The sequence below is a fragment of the Limnobacter sp. genome (genome assembly GCF_036405155.1).
In the GTDB taxonomy this organism is placed as follows: Bacteria; Pseudomonadota; Gammaproteobacteria; order Burkholderiales; family Burkholderiaceae_B; genus Limnobacter.
The window spans coordinates 346220-364065 of sequence record NZ_DASWYD010000006.1 but is presented as its reverse complement, the minus strand read 5'-3'; the positions used below and the strand labels follow the sequence as shown (position 1 = coordinate 364065).

The window sequence follows — 17846 nt, the reverse complement described above, 5'->3', positions numbered from 1 at the left end:
GGATACTCATCAGGCTTTTAACCCGGCAACTCTTCCTGGTCGAAATTGTCAGAGTTGATGCGGGACAAAAAGTCGGCTGCACGGTCGGGAGGTGGACAAGTCGATCGAAGACCGTCGATGTAGGAAAACAGATCTTCTGATATGTTTTGCCACATGGGATCCAGAACAACATCAATGCCCTCGTGTCGCAGCAGCTCGGCAGCACTGGAAAACGCACCGTCGCCAGTCAACAGCACCACCTGTTGCACCTGTCGCTTGTAGGCCAGGGAAGCCAAGTCAACCCCCATCTTGAGCTCGATACCACGGGCATGAGAGTCGGGCGAAAAGTCCTCATCGGCCAGGTCATCCACGGTGATTTTTTTCCCCAACAAATCAGCCAAGGCATCATCGTTCAGTTTCCAGCTTTCTACATCCATGGGTTCGCCCAGACGAACGGCCAACTTGCGCTTGCGCTGCAGCTGTCGTTGAAAGGCTGCCCGGAACTGCCCCTCTTTGGACTTGGACAAGTCAATCGCTTGTCGGGACACAGGCAATGTAACCCGCTGGGTGAAGACCGGCGAATCGTAAAAAAAGATTCGAAACAAGTGGCGCTTCGGTTGATTGCGCTCAAACAAATGCGCAGCCGACAGACGCCAGACCAAGTCCGCCATGACTTTTGCATCGTAATGAATCGTGCTGGGAAAAATCTGACGAATGCGGCGAACGAAAAAAGGCCCGTCCACGAGAATCGCTGTAAGCATATAAACCCTTGATTTTTAAATGATTTTATTATTTGACATACACAATAGATGAGTAAGTTGCACCGCCGCACCAAATATCCTACCACTAAGTGGTCGTCAAAAGTAGCGCTCGCCTCCCCCCAAAGTGAGGGAGATAAAATCACCCTTTGTCAGTATTACCCGTACAATTGATCCGTACTTTACGCACGCCGGCGCGCCAAATACCGGACCATTCATCTCAGACACCCCACCGCCTACACCGGAGGATGAAGTGAGCACACAAGAACCAACGGGCTTTCATCAACAACTCAATATCAAACCCGAAACGTACTGGCTTTATATTTTATCGAACAGCAAGCCCAGCGGCCCCCTCTACCTCGGTGACACTGAATGCCTTACAAGCCGCATGGAAGAACATCGACTTGGTCTACGTCGGGATTATGCGCACTACCATCGTCTGGACCGTTTGGTGTATTTCGAGGTTTGGCATGACCAGGAGAAATTTATCGCCCGACTGCGGCGCGTTCGAAATTGGCCCAGAGACATGCGTTTATTGTTGATAGAATCACTGAACCCGGATTGGGAGGATCTTCTGCCGCAATTTTTGATGGAACACCGGGCCCAGGCCATGACACCCGTCTCCCCGAACATTGAAGAGAGAGCGGCCTGAATCGGGAGCATTGAACTGTCATCCTAAAGAGTGATCCAATCGTTAAAGATGTTTGAAACCAAGCAGGCGTTGAAAGACACTTAGCCATTGACCTTCGAGTTTGAAGGATTTGCCCAATTTAAATCGGGTGAGATTGAATCTGAAAACATTCACAGCTTGGTAACAAGAGTAAGGTGGGATCGCTCATTGACGGAGTAAATGATGACCTCGATTGCCGAACGTTTGACTCGCTCGTATTGCCTGTTTCATTGGCTACAGGTCAAACCCATTCCCGATTCAGTTCGCACTTCATTGGCCTACAGCACGCTTGAACAGGAACTGCTGTCCCTGAAGGTTCGCCCGGAAGACCTCGCTGCAGTGGGCGCGGACGTGACTGACAACTTTGAAGAGTCGCGCTTGGCCTTCATGGTTCGCTACAGTGGATTGACCTGGTCGACCTGCTCAATTTTCTGCGATGCCATCGACCATGCCGAGTGGCTGTTGGCCGGAACGCCCTTGTTGGTCCAATTCAAAGGCGTCGATTCAAGCGGCCAGCCTGGTTTGCCCAAGGCTGCACTTAGCGACTTCATGTTCTTGAAACCCAGCAACGTGTGGATTGACAACAACCGAGTGGTCTCGTTCACTGTGCGCTGGAACAAGCATGAACAACGGCGCATGGAACGGTTCATCCGCTTGGCCAGTGCCCGGCATGGCATAGAGGCCACGGTGGTGAATGTGGCACAAAGCGAAAAATTCATTGCAGCGATCAAGGCAACGGTTGGCGCTTAAGTACCTAAGTTAAACATCCGCCACAACCCGTTGTTTATCAAAAAAAAAGCACCTCAAAGGTGCTTTTTTTATTGCGCAACAACAAAGCCATCAAGCCTTGAGGACGGTTTTCCCACCCAAATACGGTTGCAGAACCTCGGGCACTTTCAACGAACCATCGGCTTGTTGATAGTTTTCCAGCACTGCGACCAAGGTGCGCCCCACGGCCAAGCCTGAACCGTTCAGGGTGTGCACAAATTCAGTTTTACCGGCCTCATTCTTGAAGCGCGCCTTCATGCGACGGGCCTGAAAACCCTCACAGTTGGAACACGATGAAATTTCACGGTAGGTGTTTTGGGCGGGCAACCAAACCTCAATGTCGTGCGTGCGGGTGGCACCAAACCCCATATCACCTGTGCACAGCACAATGACCCGGTAGGGCAAGCCCAACTTTTGAAGAATTTTCTCGGCATGACCGGTCATTTCGTCCAAGGCTGCATAGGAGTGGTCTGGGTGCTCGATTCGCACCATTTCAACCTTGTCAAACTGGTGCTGGCGAATCAATCCTCGGGTGTCACGGCCGTAACTGCCAGCCTCACTGCGAAAACACGGGGAATGGGCCGTCATTTTGATGGGCAGCTCATCCGCTTTCAGGATTTGGTCTGCAACCAGATTGGTCAGGGTCACTTCCGCGGTGGGAATCAAGTACAGCGGCTCGGCATCACCTGTTTCACCACCCTTCTTCACCGAAAACAAATCATCCGCGAACTTGGGCAACTGCCCAGTGCCTTGCAAGGTTTGGGCTCGGACAATATAGGGCGTGTAGTGCTCGGTGTAGCCATGCTCCTCGGTGTGGGTATCCAGCATAAACTGCGCTAACGCCCGGTGTAGCTTGGCAATCTGCCCTTTCAACACGGCAAATCGGGCACCCGACAAATTGGCGGCTGTTTCAAAGTCCAAGCCCAAGGCCTGCCCCACATCCACGTGGTCTTTCACCTCAAAGTCGAATTGTCGCGGGCTACCCCAACGGCGCAACTCAACGTTGTCAGTCTCGGAGGCGCCTGTGGGCACGCTGTGATGGGGAATATTGGGGATATTCAATAAAAAGGCTTGAAGCGTATCTTGCAGCTGCGCCAAGGCCTGTTCGTTGGCCTTCAGGGCATCGCCCAGGCCACCCACCTCAGCCATCACGGCGGCTGTGTCCTCACCCTTGGCTTTGAGCTGGCCGATTTGCTTGGAGAGTGCATTGCGTTTGGCCTGCAATTCCTCGGTGCTGGTTTGAAGTTGTTTGCGCTGGCTTTCCAGTGCGTTGAACTGATCCACATCCAGGGTAAAGCCACGGTCGGCCAGTCGTTGGGCCACGGCGGGCAAGTCTTTGCGAAGCAATTGAATGTCGAGCATGGGGGTCGCTTTGAGTCAATGGGTGTTTTGATTGGGGCAGCCACGCATGAATGCGGCTGAAGGCCCGGTGTTGTGCATTTTATGCTGGAAGCCTGGGCAGTTGGGGCGGCTCACTCGCCTTTGCGCTGGTTTCGCGCCGCCAGCCAGGCCAGTTTCTCACTGATTTTGATTTCCAGACCTCGGTCTGTGGGCTGATAGAACTGTGGCGCGTCCATGCCGTCTGGCCAGTAGGTTTCGCCAGCGGCGTGGCCACCCTCTTCGTCGTGTGCATAGCGATAGTTGGCGCCATGGCCCAAATTTTTCATCAGTTGAGTGGGGGCATTTCGCAAATGCATGGGCACGGGGAGGCTGGCGGTCTGCTTCACGGTGGCCATGGCCTGTTTATAGGCCATGTATCCGGCATTGCTCTTGGCAGCAACGGCCAAATAAATCACGGCCTGCGCCAACGCCAACTCACCTTCGGGGCTGCCCAAGCGCTCGTAGGTGCTGGCAGCTTCGTTGCACAGCGTAATTGCCCGTGGGTCGGCCAAGCCAATGTCTTCCCACGCCATGCGAACAATGCGCCGTGCCAGGTAGCGGGGGTCAGCACCCCCGTCCAGCATGCGGCAAAACCAGTACAACGCCGCGTCGGGGTCAGAGCCTCGCACGCTTTTGTGCAGCGCCGATATTTGGTCATAAAACGCGTCACCGCCTTTGTCGAAGCGTCGGATCTGCGACGGCGCCAGGGCCTTGAGCAAATCTGCAGACAAGGCTGCATGCCCCTGGAAGGCCGCTTGCTGCACCACAATCTCCAGCAAATTAAGGAAGCGCCGCGCGTCTCCATCGGCATATTGGCAAAGCAATTCAAAGGCTTCCGGCTCAATGTGCAGTGTTAACTTTAAATGCGCCAATGCACGCGCCAATAAGCTTTCAAAATCACTGGCCTGCAAGGATTGCAGAACATACACCTGAGAACGCGACAATAAAGCGGAGTTCACCTCAAAAGACGGGTTTTCGGTGGTTGCCCCGAGAAAAGTCACCAAACCAGACTCCACATGCGGCAACAGGGCATCTTGTTGTGACTTGTTGAAGCGGTGAATCTCGTCAATGAACAGGGTGGTGACTTTGCCTTGTTTTGCGTAAACCCTCGCCAAATCAATGGCTTCGCGAATTTCCTTCACACCTGACAACACAGCCGACAACGCAATGAATTGTGCATCTGCAGCGTTGGCCAACAGGCGGGCCAGCGTGGTTTTACCCACACCCGGAGGCCCCCACAAAATCAAGGAATGAAGCTTGCGCTGCTCAAACAAGGTGGACAGGGCTTTGCCCGGGCCTATGAGGTGGGTTTGCCCCACCACATCGGCCAATGTCTGGGGGCGAAGTTGCTCAGCCAATGGTGCAGCGCTCAACGTCTGTGCCGCTGTTGAAGGGGACTCCGCTGATGGAACACCATCGCCAAACAAATCAGCAGTCATGCAGGCTCACCCATCATTGGGTTTGAATCAGGTCCACACCTGGCGGGGTTTTGAATTCAAAGTAAGCGGCGGGCCGGCGAGACTCAAACTTCCACTGAGTCAGGTCAAGCTTGGTGGTTTGCCCCAGTGCATCCACAATGTCCAGGTGCGCTGGCAGGCCATTTTCAAAACCAATGCGGACGGTGTCAAACAGGTTTTCCTTGTCGCGGGGCTTGGCGCTCAACCACTGCATGCCGTCTTTGCTGCCTTCGTCTTTGATCACAAACAATTTGTTCAAATCGGCATTGCCGAACAGCAAGGCTGCCGGCGTGGAGTCCATGGCGTTGCCCATCGGTTTCTGGGTGGCATGCTGCATGTCTGGGTCGTAATTGGTGACCAACTTTCCGTCCGCCACAATCAGCTGTGGGTAGGGCTTTTTGATTTCCCAACGAAACTTGCCCGGACGAGAAAAAGCAAACTCGCCGCTGCCTTTTTGCTTGATTTGGCCAGAGGGCGCGACCACCACTTGCGTGAATTGCCCTTCAGCAAATTGCCGGTTTTTGGCGAAATTGTGCAAGAGATCTTCAGCAGAGCCGGCGTTGGCCAGGCCAGCAGCAAAGGTAGATGCCAACAGCGCCAGCGCAGCACCTAATTTTTTGACGGAAACGCTCATGTTGATCCAGCGGATAATTTGAAGATTAACGGGCTAACAGCCATTAAGAGCCGCAGTCAACACAATGGTTCACTGCGGGGGCGCTTAAAAGGGCGGATCGTCATCTTGGGGTGCCGCATCGGCGCGTACCAAAATATCCCGGTTGCCGTTGGATTGCATGGCCGACACCAACCCCGCTTGCTCCATGCTTTCCAGAAGACGGGCCGCCCGGTTGTAGCCAATCCGCAGGTGGCGCTGCACAAACGAGATGGACGCCCTGCGGTGCTTCAGTACAATCGACACCGCTTGGTCATACAGGGCATCCTTTTCGCCATCAAAACTGCCGGCGGTGGCATCCATGCTGGCGTTTCCGCCTTCTTCGGCTGTTCCGCCTTCCAGAATGCCCTCAATGTAGTTGGGCTCACCACCCTTCTCCTTCAGGTGTTCAACCACGCGGTGCACTTCTTCGTCTGACACAAAAGCCCCGTGTACCCGCTGGGGCACGCCAGAACCCGGCGGGAGGAACAACATGTCACCCTGCCCCAAGAGCGCCTCGGCCCCCATTTGGTCGAGAATGGTTCGTGAATCAATTTTGGAAGACACCTGGAAGGCAATCCGGGTGGGAATGTTGGCCTTGATCAAGCCTGTGATCACGTCCACGGAGGGGCGCTGGGTGGCCAAAATGAGGTGAATGCCTGCTGCACGGGCTTTTTGGGCCAAACGCGCGATCAACTCTTCAATTTTCTTGCCCACCACCATCATCAGGTCGGCCAATTCGTCGATCACAATGACCACGGTTGGCAAGGCTTCCAAGGGTTCAGGTGCATCGGGCGTCAGGCTGAACGGGTTGGGAATGGACTGCCCCGCTTTCCGGGCATCGGCCATTTTGGCGTTGTAACCGGCCAAATTGCGCACACCCATTTTACTCATCAGGCGGTAGCGCTTTTCCATTTCGCCCACCGCCCAATTCAAGGCGTTGGCGGCCTGCCGCATGTCGGTAACCACGGGGCACAACAAATGCGGAATGCCCTCATACACGCTCATTTCCAGCATCTTGGGGTCAATCAGGATGAGGCGAACCTCTTCTGGATTGCTTTTGTACAGCAGGGACAAAATCATCGCGTTGATCCCCACAGACTTGCCCGAGCCTGTGGTACCCGCCACCAACAGGTGGGGCATTTTGGCCAGGTCAGCCACCACCGGTTTACCGGCAATATCCTTGCCCAAAGCCATGGTGAGCGCCGATTTGGATGCGCTCCACACCTGCGAGCTTAAAATTTCTGTGAGCTTGACCATTTGCCGGCGTGGGTTGGGCAGTTCAAGACCCATCAGGTTTTTGCCATAAATGGTTTCCACCACGCGGATGGACACCAGGCTAAGCGCACGGGCCAGGTCTTTGGCCAGGTTGACCACTTGCGAGCCCTTCACGCCTGCAGCAGGCTCAACCTCAAACCGGGTGATGACTGGGCCCGGTTGTGCGGCCATGACCTGCACCTGCACACCAAAATCACTGAGTTTTTTCTCAATCAGGCGTGAGGTGTATTCCAGGGTGTCTGCCGACACGGTTTCTTGGGCTGGGGGCGCATCGTCCAGCAGAGACAGCGGTGGCAACTCGGTCTCGGTCAAATCAGCAAACAGGGGCTGTTGCTTTTCTTTAATGGCCTGCACCGATGGCTCAACAGGCACTGCCACCGGTTCAATCCGAATGGGCTTGTGTTCCTGAAATTCTTCGCGTTTTTTCTCAACCGTTTCCACACGCGCTTGGGCCACTTTTTTGCCCTCTTTGCGGTCTTCATAGGCATTGAAGGCATTGCGCAATTTGAAGAAGGCCAATTCAAGCAAACCGCCCACACGTTCAGCCATCACGGCCCAGCTCATGCCCAAAAAGCCACTGAGCCCCGCTGCAAACATGAGCAGCAGCAACATGACCGCGCCAGACAGGCCAGTGAGCTTGACCAACACATGGCTCACCGACTGCCCGATGACACCACCAGCGCCCGCCGGCAAATCGGCACCTTTGAACACTGACAAGGCCTCGATGCCCATGAAACCCACCCAAAGCAGTACGAAACCGACCGGTCGAACCCATGGCAACCATTTGGGCAAAGGCTCGTCAAACCCGGGCAGGTCGAGCGCGTCCACCATTTTTCGCACGCGCCACAACTGGTAAAACGACAGGCCCAACAAAACATAGGCCGAGTAGCCCGACAGGAAAAACAGCACATCGGACAGGTGAGCGCCGATGGCACCACCAAAATTACTGACGGTATCGCTGCCGGAGGAATGTGACCAACTGTCATCGTGCGGATTGTGCGACACCAAAATCAGCAACAAATAGATGGAGAGCACGAGCATGGCCAGCCAACGCACTTCCAGCAACAGTTTGCTGGCGCGAAGGGTTCCACTGTTTTGTGAGGTCCTGGAATTCACTGGGTTCAGACGAGGCCGCAGGCGGCATATAATTGAAGACTGTATTCTGACAAAGTTCGAGGGCCAGTGCCCCCGAGCCACGAACATTTGAAGCACAAATGAGGCCCCAATGAGCAGCTCCAACCCAACCCGCCACGCCAAAGTCCTGATTTTGGGTTCCGGCCCCGCAGGCTACACAGCCGCCGTGTATGCCGCCCGCGCAAACCTGAACCCGGTGCTCATCACCGGTTTGGCCCAGGGTGGTCAGTTAATGACCACCACCGAGGTGGACAACTGGCCTGCCGACGTTCATGGTGTTCAGGGGCCTGAGCTGATGCAACGCTTTCTGGAACACGCAGAGCGCTTCAAGACCGAGATCATTTTTGACCACATTCACACCGTGGATTTCAAACAACGGCCATTCACGCTGAAGGGCGACTCGGGCGTTTACACCTGCGATGCGCTCATTATTGCGACCGGTGCCAGCGCCATGTACCTGGGCCTGCCCTCCGAAGAAGCCTTCATGGGCAAAGGCGTTTCGGCATGTGCAACCTGTGACGGGTTTTTCTATCGCAATCAGGAGGTGTGCGTGGTGGGTGGTGGCAACACGGCGGTTGAAGAGGCCTTGTATTTGTCCAACATTGCCAAGAAGGTCACGCTGATTCACCGCCGCGACAAGTTCAAGGCCGAGGCCATTCTCATCGACAAACTGATGGAAAAGGTGTCCGAAGGCAAGATTGAACTGCAAGTCAACAGCACCCTCGACGAAGTGCTGGGTGACCAGACCGGCGTGACCGGTGTACGGGTAAAATCAACCGGCGATGGCAGCACCAAAGACATCGCCTTGCAAGGTGTGTTTATTGCGATTGGTCACCGGCCCAATACCGAGATTTTTGAAGGGCAAATCGAGATGAAAGGCGGCTACATCGTGACCCGCAGCGGTTTGAATGGTTTGGCCACCATGACCAGTGTTGAAGGTGTGTTTGCTGCCGGTGACGTGCAAGACCACATTTACCGCCAGGCCATCACCAGCGCAGGCACAGGCTGCATGGCGGCTCTGGACGCCCAGCGCTGGCTGGAAGCCCAAGAAGGCTGACATTCACCGTTGAGCAGCACCCGGCAGGCCTCACCATGAAAAAGCTGAATTCCATGGCTGATTTGGAAGGGGTCCGCCGCTTGCTCAAAGACCAACGCCTGGAGGCTGAGCGACAGGAAAAACTTCGATTAGAGGCCGAGCGCAAACAACGCGAAGAGGCCCAGTTGTTTCAACGGCAAGTGCAGGACGTTACCCCACTGCCCAACAGCAACCGCAAGGTTCACGACACCACCAAACCCCCGCCGATTGCCCGCCAGCGTGAACTGGACGACGCCCATGTTCTGCAGGAAAGCATTTCCGATGAAATGGATGTGGAACGCTTTCTGGAAACCGATGACAAGCTGAGTTACCGCCGAAACGGCATCGGCTTGGAGGCTTTAAAACGCCTGCGCAGTGGCAAATGGGTGATTCAGGCCCAAATTGATTTGCATGGTTACCGCACGGAAGAAGCACGCGAGGCGGTGGGTGAATTTTTACGGACCTGTGTCAAACACGATGTACGGTGTGTAAGAATCATCCATGGCAAAGGGCTGGGCTCTGTAGGCAAAGAGCCTGTACTGAAAGACAAGGTGAAGCGCTGGCTGGTGCAAAAAGATGAAGTGCTGGCTTTTTGTCAGGCACCACCCCGCGACGGCGGCGCTGGCGCCTTGTTGGTTATTCTCAAAGCCAAACAGATGTAATGGCAGCCCCAACAACTAAAAACATGGAGACACCACACTTGAGCACCATTCAATGGACCGAAGGTTTTTGCCGATCATCCACCACAGGACTGAACATGTGCTGGCAGTCGGCTGGCCCAGACCATGCAGACACCATTTTGTTGGTGGCGGGCTTGGGTTGCCAATTGACCATGTGGGGTGACGACTTTTGCCGCCCTCTTCTCGCCTTGGGCTATCGCTTGGTGCGGTTTGACAACCGGGACATCGGTTTAACGGACCAACACCCCAGCCACATTCGGGTCAACATTCCCGCCACCTTCGTTCGCAACAAATTGGGCTTGAACACGCCCAGCAATTACAAGCTGGACTTGATGGCCGATGATGCGATTGGCTTGATTGAAGCGTTGAAACTGAAGCGCCCCCACTTGGTGGGCGTTTCCATGGGCGGCATGATTTCCCAAATTGTGGCGGCCAAGCGGCCCGACCTGATCGGGAAGCTGGTGACCTTGATGTCATCGACCAACCACCCCAAGCTGCCCATGCCCAGCCCCAACGTGATGTTGAACATGTTTTTGCGCAAACCACGCAGCACCCACATCGATGATGTGGCCGAGCATGTGGAACGGGTGTTTACAGCAATTGGCAGCCCCGGTTACCCACCCAACCCGGTGGACATTCGGGAACGGGCCCGCGCTTCATACCAGCGCGCGTACAAACCGGCGGGCGTTTTGAGGCAAACACATTGTGTGGTATCCACAGGCTCGATTGAAGATTACACACGGCAAATCACCGTACCGACCTGTGTGATTCACGGGCTGGATGACCCGCTGCTGAAAAAAGAATGTTCAGAGCGAATTGCGAAGCTGGTGCCGGGCGCAAGGCTGCACCTCATCAAAGGCTTAGGCCATGACTTGCCGGCACCGCTGGCTGGAACATTCTCAGAAATTATTCACAGCCATCTGCGTTAAACGGAATTAAATCGCCGCTTCGCCCTGCTCGCCGGTGCGAATGCGGATCACCCGCTCAACCTCTGTCACGAAAATTTTGCCGTCGCCAATTTTGTTGGTGCGTGCTGCACCCAGAATGGCGTCGATGGCTTGGTCCACGAGTTTGTCCTCAATCACCAACTCGATTTTGACTTTGGGCAGAAAATCGACCACATACTCTGCGCCCCGGTACAACTCGGTGTGACCACGCTGACGGCCAAACCCTTTCACCTCAGTCACGGTCAAGCCAGACACACCGATCTCGGACAGGGCTTCACGAACTTCATCGAGTTTGAATGGTTTGATGATGGCAGTGAGCAATTTCATGGTCAGAGGTCCTCAAGGTCGTTGAATTTTGAAGTAATGGGATAACGCCAGTCTCGGCCAAATGCGCGGTGGGTCACACGAATACCCACCGGTGCCTGCCTGCGCTTGTATTCATTGATGCGTAAAAGTTTAACAGCCTTGACCACATCTTCTTTCGCAAAACCGCTGGAAATGATGTTCTCAACGGTTTCATCCTGCTCCATGTAGCGGGCCAGAATGGCATCCAGCACATCATACGGTGGCAAGCTGTCCTGATCGACTTGGTCGGGACGCAATTCAGCCGATGGGGGGCGTGTGATGATCCGTTCCGGAATAATCTGAGAAATACCATTGCGATACTCGCACAGCTTGTACACCCAGGTTTTGAAAATGTCTTTGATGACGGCGAAGCCACCCGCCATGTCACCATACAGTGTGCAATAGCCTGTGGCCATTTCACTTTTGTTGCCAGTGGTGAGCACAATTCGACCTGTCTTGTTGGACAGGGCCATCAACAATGTGCCGCGTATGCGGGCCTGTAGGTTCTCTTCTGTGGTGTCCACAGGCAAACCGGTGAACAGTGGCGCCAGACTTTGCTCAAACGACTGCATGCAATCCGCAATCGATATTTCGTCGTATTGCACACCCAGGCGTTGAACCATGTCGCGTGAATCGGTGAGAGAAATGTCGGCTGTGTAGGGCGATGGCATCATCACACAACGCACCTGGTCAGCACCCAGCGCATCCACGGCAATGGCCAACGTCAATGCAGAATCCACCCCACCCGACAAACCAATGATGGCCCCCGGAAAACGGTTCTTGGTCACATAGTCGCGAACACCCAACTTCAGGGCTTCATACACCTGCGCTGTCAGCGACAATTCGTCGGCAGAGGCTTCAACAGGCTGCAATGCAATAGGCTCGCCCGGCGTGGATACCGCATCCAGCAGTGCAACACCTTCTTCAAACTGTGCCATTCGAAGGGCCACCCTTTGGTGACCGTCCATGGCAAATGACGCGCCGTCGAAGACCAGTTCATCTTGCCCACCCACCAGGTTGGCGTACACAATCGCCATGCCGGTTTCTTGAACGCGGCGGGCCACAACACCTTCACGAATGGTGTGCTTGCCCATGTGGTAAGGCGAGGCATTGGGCACCAACAAGACTTCGGCGCCTGCGGAAGCAGCTGCCTCGGGGGCGTATCGGTTCCAGGTGTCTTCGCAAATGTTCAAACCAAACCGAATGCCATCCACCTCAAACACCAGGGGCCGGTTGTCGGGGGTGAAGTAGCGCTGTTCGTCGAACACCTCCCGGTTGGGCAAATCGTGTTTGTGGTAGCGGCCAACCACCTTGCCTTGGTGAACAACCGAGGCTGCGTTGAACAACTCACCTTCGCAACGCACGGGGTGCCCCAACACCACGTACACATCCAGCGCGGCAAACTCGCGCATCAGGGTTTCGAGTGCTGCATCGGATTGACGCTGAAACGATGGACGCATCAGCAAATCTTCCGGCGGATACCCGGTGATGGACAACTCGGGGGTGAGTACAATGCGAGCGCCCTGCGCAGCAGCTTGGTGCACTGAGGCAATGATTTTTGAGCTATTGCCTTTCAAATCACCCACGGTGAGATTCAACTGGGCGATGGCCACGCGGACTCGGGATAAACTCATGATGCTGAAGTGTTTGCTGTAGTCGCCAAATGTCCTCAAATTATCGCATGCAGATTTGCCAGAGCATTGGTGAAATCGCACAAGAGACCTGGAATTCACTCCTGCGTAGCCGCACAGGTGGTTTGCTTCACCCGGCCTTGCGGCACGAATATTTGTTTGCATTGGAACGCAGCGGCTCGGCCACAGCCGAAACTGGTTGGGCACCCTTGCACCTGCGGATCGACAACGAGCAAGGGCAAACTGTTGCGGCCATGCCGCTGTACTTAAAGAGCCATTCTTACGGTGAATATGTGTTCGATTGGGCTTGGGCACAGGCTTACCAGCGACATGGCCTGGTGTATTACCCCAAGCTGCTCAGTGCCATTCCGTTCACGCCCATACTCGGGCCCAAGCTGTTGTTTGCCGACCCAAACCATGCGGATGTGCTGCGAGACGGCTTACGCCAGGTGGCCCAACAAGCCTGCTCAACAGAGCAACTGCTGGGGGTGCAATGCTCGGGGGTTCATGCCTTATTTTTAAACGAGCAAGACCAGGCCTTGATTCTGGGTTCGAAGGACTGGAAAAACCTGCAATCACGCCATGTGGTGCAGTTTCACTGGCAAAACAGGCACCCGAACACTGGCAAACCATTTGAAGATTTCGAGCATTTTCTGGAAAGCCTGCAGCAGAAAAAACGCAAAAACATTCGGGCGGAGCGGCGCAAGGCGAAGGTGGATGGCCTCCGTATTCGGCGAATTCATGGTGCTGAGGCCACGGCTGACGATCTTGATTTTTTTTACAGTTGCTACGAGCAGACTTATCTGGAGCATCAATCCAGCCCCTACCTCACCCCCGCCTTTTTTAGAGAAATCTGCGCCAACATGGGCGACCAAGTGTTGATGATCGAAGCAAGCCTGCATGGCCAGCCAGTGGCCAGTACCCTGTTTTTGTTCAACCAGCAACGGCTGTATGGCCGCTATTGGGGCAGTGTTCAGACCATTCCTTGCCTGCACTTTGAACTGTGCTATTACCAAGCCATTGAATTTGCCATCGAACATGGCATTGAATGGTTTGAGGGCGGCGCCCAAGGCGAACACAAAATGGCCCGGGGCCTAAACCCACAAACACTGGTGTCGGCCCATTGGCTGGCTAGCCCAGCCTTTCAGGCACCGATTGCCCAATTCATTGAGCGGGAAAAGCAGCACTTGGCCATGTACGCCCAAGAACTGGATGAACACCAGGCCTATCGGCAGGTGCAAGCAACGGCTACCACCGGCGATCAGTCTTTTTTGTAGTTGGCGATACCGTCCAGAATTTCCTTGGTGACGTCGTCCATGTTACCCCAACCGTCCACCTTCACCCATTTGCCTTTTTCCAGGTCTTTGTAGTGCTCAAAGAAATGCTGTATGCGCGCCAGAAATTCTTGGGGTACATCGGCGATGGTTTTGTAATGTTTGTAGGAAGGCAGGAGTTTTTCGACTGGTACACCCAGCAGTTTGGCATCACCACCAGACTCGTCCGTCATTTTGAGAATGCCAATGGGGCGCACCCGCACCACACAACCGGGCACCAAGGGGTATGGTGTCATCACCAACACGTCCACAGGGTCGCCATCGGCAGCCAGGGTTTGCGGAATGTACCCGTAGTTGCAGGGGTACTGCATGGAGGTGCCCACAAAACGATCCACAAACAGCGCACCACTGTCTTTGTCGATTTCGTACTTGACAGGGTCTGAGTTGGCCGCAATTTCAATGATTACGTTCACATCGTTTGGAACGTCCTTGCCCGGAGCAATTACTTCATATCCCATCACACAATCCTTTTCATTCAATGTTTCAAATTTGATTCAGGGGTTTCCCCACTGCCTGGATGCCACGAATTGTAGCCAAGTTTTCTTCATGCAGGCTGACGTTCTGCCTGCAGGTGTGCATTCAATTTGTCACGCCACAGCCTCGCCTTGTCGGCTTGGTTGGCAGTTTCATACAGCCTTTCCAGCTTGCGCGCCAAGTGGGCTGAAGGTTGTCGGGCGTACACGGTTTCAAAACGGGAAATGGCCTTGCCCCACAGTTGCTCCTGCTCACAAACATCGCCAGCCAGCTCAATCAAGCGAAGGTCAGTCGGGTGAGCACCCAGCAATTTCTCAACAAAAGGCAAAGCGTCACGGGACTCATGAACAGCCACTTGGTGATAAGCGGGCAATACATCAAGGCTTTTGCGATTGCTGAGTGCAGACTCCAGCAAAACCCGCGCCGCCTTGCTTTCACCACAGGTCATGAGGCCTTCGGACAGAGCATTGAGCGCCAGCACGTTGTCCAATTCTTTGGGCTTGGCATTGGAGAGCACCGCCTTCAACCGGGTCGAATCACCCTCGGCCGCTTCAACAAGCCCAGTGTAGATGGCACCAATGGCCTGCTCCTGGTCCATTTGTTTCAAAGCGTTGGAGGCCACACAGTTTCGATACTGAACCAACGCCTCATCCCATCGGTTCAGGCCAATCAGGGCAAACAGCTTTACATACTGAGCCTGAGGCAAACGGGCCGAAGCGCTATCCAGCGCTGCGAGCAACTCGATCGCCCGCTCCGGCAATGCACGGGCCAAAGCAATTTTGGCCTTGAGAATGGTCAGTGCGACTGCATGCTGCCCCTCTTGGGCTTTGTCGTGGCTCAAAATCTCTTCCGCCTCATCCAGACGGTCGGCCTGAATGGAGGACAAAGCACGCACCAGGTAACTGAGGTCTGTTTCAATGCCTGTTTTTGAGGCGGCCTTCAAGGCCTTTGCGGCTGAGGGCTCATCGCCGGTAATAAAGGCAATCAAACCAGCCGTGTTGGCATCAAGCAATGCCGTTTGCTTGCGGTTTTGAAGGTAGGCCTTAAAACGCGCTGGCAACTGACCCGACGCGCGAATAGCCAGCAGAGAAAAATGAACAAGCACGAAGCTCAACACCAAGGCGATGATGGCGAAATTCAAGGAAAGGTCAATCCGGTACTGACCAAAAAACACCACCACCTTGGCAGCATTGCCGTCTGCAAACAAGGTCACTGCAACAGCCACCACAATAATCAGCAGCAGGCCGATCAATTGCTTCATGGCTTAACCCCCTTCTGTTGCTGACCGGCGACGGCCAAACGGTAGGCTGAGGTGGTTGCTTTCAATTCGGGCAACACCAAATCCACCTGAATCTTGTTGATCTCATTGAGCACCGAAACCGCACGTTCCACCTGTGGGTTTTTGGTGTCAAAGTATGTATTGATGAGGTTCAGGGAACGATTCAAGTCAGACTTCAGCAACTCACCCTGGCGCGACAGCATGGTCACCCGCGCATTCAGCAATGAAAGGCGCAAAGCATTGCGAATGTCTGCCTCCTGACGGGACGACAGCAGCAACACCTCCGGTGAATCCACTTTGGTGATTTCAACCAGCGATTGAATGTCGTACCACGCAGTGGATACCACCATTTTGACAAACGACCATGCACCAGCCCAGGTCAAGGGGACGGCGGAGACTTCAGGTGCCCCAGGCTCAGGGGCTGGCTTTACGGTCTCACCAGTCTGTTCGGTTTCGGTCGGCTGGGCATTGTTCAGTTTCGCCAAATTGGTCTGGGTGGTTGCATCGGCCCCAGCCAAGCTGGGCATCGTTTCCACCGAATTGATCACTGAATCCAATGCGATGGCCAGTTTCAACAGGTCATCAGCCGGCAGTGCCTTGATGGCAGCCAAGTCCGTCTGCAACGCAGTCCTCAAATTGATCAGCGAGGGCTTCTCAGCTTTTTCAAGCAGATCAATTGCCTGCCCCAGGGCCACGGCTGCACCATTCACATTGCCCAACAAATACAGCTGTCGCTTGGCGATCGAGATCAATTGATCCACCTCACTCAAGGACACTTCCGTTTTGCTGGCCAACAAATTGTTGTAAACCTCCTCCAGGCTCACGCGTTGGCTGGCCTCTTCCTTTTGGGCCTCTTCCAGCAGTTCAAAGCGAGTTTTCAAGTCGCGCGTCAGGTCGTCGTATTGCGTCATCTGCTCGCGTACCAGGTCCAGTGTGGTGGACTCTTTTTGAATGCGTTCACCAAATGCCAACCGTGTTTTCTCAATCTGGTTTTTGCCGGCAAATGAAATCAACAGCACCAACGCCATGCTGCCCAACGAGAACAGAAACGCAAGCTTCACCAGCCATGGATTGACCGTTGGAGTGGCGCCCTGAGTGGGCTGTGACGCTGCATAAGCTGGCGCGCTGGGCTGGGGTGTGGGGGCTGGGTTAGGCATGCTGGGACTTGTCATCGCTGTTGTATTTGTTTTCAGCCATAGATTCACTGATTGTATCCCTGTTGGAATCTCCACGACCCGCGCATAGCCCAATTCTTTGCAACGACGGGTAATTCTGGGGTGGGTGGTCAGTACAGTGGCCGCATTCTTGAAACCCAACAACTGGTGATCGGGCAACTGGCTCATTTGGCGATCCAGGGCCTCTGCAGTCTCGCTGCTGGTGATCCACAACGCGCATTGTGGGCCTTGCTTCAGCAACTCATTCAATCGCAGGCTGTTTTGCTGAATTTCCAGTCGATCATAAATTTCGAGTATGTCCACCTCGTGGCCCAGGCTTTGCAGCTTCTGGGGAAACTCCACGCGCCCCCGAGGGCCCTTGCAAACCATCACTTCCAGTGTTTTATCCCCAAAATGCCGGCAGATAAGCGACAGTAAGCCTGCAGAATCCTCTGTATCGTCCCCACCTTCACCACTGGGTGCCAAAATGCGGTCGCGGGGAATGCCCATGCGCTGGGCCAGGCGTGCACTTTGCCTTCCCATCACGCCACACATCAAATCAGCTGGCCACTCGGCCACGCCAGTCATGGCCATTTCCAGGGCAGAGGGACTCACAAACACCACCAGTTTTTGGAATCGCCGGCGAGGCGCGGCCATCCAATCTCGCAAGGTTGCCAATCGGGCCGTGTGCGGCACGAGCTCAAACACGGGCAGGTTTACGACAGCCGCTTGAGTCCCAAGGGTCAGTTGCTCATCCAACTCGGCTTTTTGAATGCTGTAACCTTCCGGCAACTGAGGCTTGCAAACCACCAGTGTCCAACCCATGTTTAAACCCCCGTATTTATCAGGCCACT

At 54.6% G+C, this 17846-nt stretch carries 16 protein-coding genes; 6 read left to right on the top strand and 10 right to left on the bottom strand.

Features of this window, described 5'->3' with window-relative positions:
• Positions 1–17: 17 nt before the first annotated feature.
• Entirely contained in the window at positions 18–740 is a 723-nt protein-coding gene (locus VGE55_RS07985; protein WP_331131178.1) for an NYN domain-containing protein, read from the bottom strand.
• Between the two features lie 250 nt (positions 741–990).
• Here VGE55_RS07985 and VGE55_RS07980 point away from each other — a divergent pair, with 250 nt between their 5' ends.
• Complete coding sequence (locus tag VGE55_RS07980; protein ID WP_331131177.1) at positions 991–1389, top strand: GIY-YIG nuclease family protein; 399 nt, start codon at positions 991–993, stop codon at positions 1387–1389.
• Between the two features lie 198 nt (positions 1390–1587).
• Complete coding sequence (locus VGE55_RS07975) at positions 1588–2157, top strand: hypothetical protein (RefSeq protein WP_331131176.1); 570 nt, start codon at positions 1588–1590, stop codon at positions 2155–2157.
• Positions 2158–2247: 90 nt separating this feature from the next.
• Here the strand turns inward: VGE55_RS07975 and serS are convergent, their stop codons facing one another.
• From serS to VGE55_RS07955, 4 genes are all read right to left on the bottom strand, one after another.
• On the bottom strand, positions 2248–3537 hold the full coding sequence (gene serS, locus VGE55_RS07970; protein ID WP_331131175.1) for a serine--tRNA ligase: 1290 nt from the start codon (positions 3535–3537) through the stop codon (positions 2248–2250).
• Positions 3538–3647: 110 nt separating this feature from the next.
• Positions 3648–4994 carry a replication-associated recombination protein A gene (locus VGE55_RS07965; RefSeq protein ID WP_331131174.1) on the bottom strand — a complete coding sequence of 449 codons (1347 nt, stop codon included), beginning with the start codon at positions 4992–4994 and terminating at the stop codon, positions 3648–3650.
• Between the two features lie 13 nt (positions 4995–5007).
• Positions 5008–5646: an outer membrane lipoprotein chaperone LolA gene (gene lolA / locus VGE55_RS07960; protein WP_331131173.1), complete on the bottom strand. Its 639-nt coding sequence runs from the start codon at positions 5644–5646 to the stop codon at positions 5008–5010.
• 84 nt (positions 5647–5730) lie between these two features.
• Entirely contained in the window at positions 5731–8055 is a 2325-nt protein-coding gene (locus VGE55_RS07955) for a DNA translocase FtsK (RefSeq protein WP_331131172.1), read from the bottom strand.
• Between the two features lie 109 nt (positions 8056–8164).
• On the opposite strand from VGE55_RS07955, the gene trxB reads away from it, so the two are divergent.
• From trxB to VGE55_RS07940, 3 genes are read left to right on the top strand one after another with little or no spacing between them, the layout of a single operon-like run.
• Entirely contained in the window at positions 8165–9130 is a 966-nt protein-coding gene (trxB, locus tag VGE55_RS07950; RefSeq protein ID WP_331131171.1) for a thioredoxin-disulfide reductase, read from the top strand.
• A gap of 35 nt (positions 9131–9165) precedes the next feature.
• Positions 9166–9810 carry a Smr/MutS family protein gene (locus VGE55_RS07945; RefSeq protein WP_331131170.1) on the top strand — a complete coding sequence of 215 codons (645 nt, stop codon included), beginning with the start codon at positions 9166–9168 and terminating at the stop codon, positions 9808–9810.
• Positions 9811–9848: 38 nt separating this feature from the next.
• Complete coding sequence (locus VGE55_RS07940) at positions 9849–10757, top strand: alpha/beta hydrolase (protein ID WP_331131169.1); 909 nt, start codon at positions 9849–9851, stop codon at positions 10755–10757.
• A 6-nt stretch (positions 10758–10763) separates the two neighbouring features.
• Here the strand turns inward: VGE55_RS07940 and VGE55_RS07935 are convergent, their stop codons facing one another.
• Both VGE55_RS07935 and VGE55_RS07930 read right to left on the bottom strand, forming a co-directional pair.
• A complete protein-coding gene (locus VGE55_RS07935) occupies positions 10764–11102 on the bottom strand; it encodes a P-II family nitrogen regulator (protein ID WP_256763811.1) in 339 nt (112 codons plus the stop codon).
• A 2-nt stretch (positions 11103–11104) separates the two neighbouring features.
• Positions 11105–12754 carry an NAD+ synthase gene (locus VGE55_RS07930; protein ID WP_331131168.1) on the bottom strand — a complete coding sequence of 550 codons (1650 nt, stop codon included), beginning with the start codon at positions 12752–12754 and terminating at the stop codon, positions 11105–11107.
• Between the two features lie 47 nt (positions 12755–12801).
• On the opposite strand from VGE55_RS07930, the gene VGE55_RS07925 reads away from it, so the two are divergent.
• Positions 12802–14028, top strand: a complete 1227-nt coding sequence (locus VGE55_RS07925; protein ID WP_331131167.1) for a GNAT family N-acetyltransferase — start codon at positions 12802–12804, stop codon at positions 14026–14028.
• Here VGE55_RS07925 and ppa read toward each other — a convergent pair.
• The 3 genes from ppa to VGE55_RS07910 form a co-directional block, all read right to left on the bottom strand.
• A complete protein-coding gene (gene ppa, locus VGE55_RS07920; protein WP_331131166.1) occupies positions 14013–14543 on the bottom strand; it encodes an inorganic diphosphatase in 531 nt (176 codons plus the stop codon). The genes VGE55_RS07925 and ppa overlap by 16 nt on opposite strands.
• An 86-nt stretch (positions 14544–14629) precedes the next feature.
• Positions 14630–15820 (bottom strand): heme biosynthesis HemY N-terminal domain-containing protein, encoded by a 1191-nt coding sequence (locus tag VGE55_RS07915; RefSeq protein WP_331131165.1) that lies wholly within the window; start codon positions 15818–15820, stop codon positions 14630–14632.
• Positions 15817–17817, bottom strand: coding sequence for a uroporphyrinogen-III C-methyltransferase (locus VGE55_RS07910; RefSeq protein ID WP_331131164.1), 2001 nt, complete (start codon positions 17815–17817; stop codon positions 15817–15819). Before VGE55_RS07910 ends, VGE55_RS07915 begins: the two co-directional genes overlap by 4 nt.
• Positions 17818–17846 lie beyond the last annotated feature (29 nt).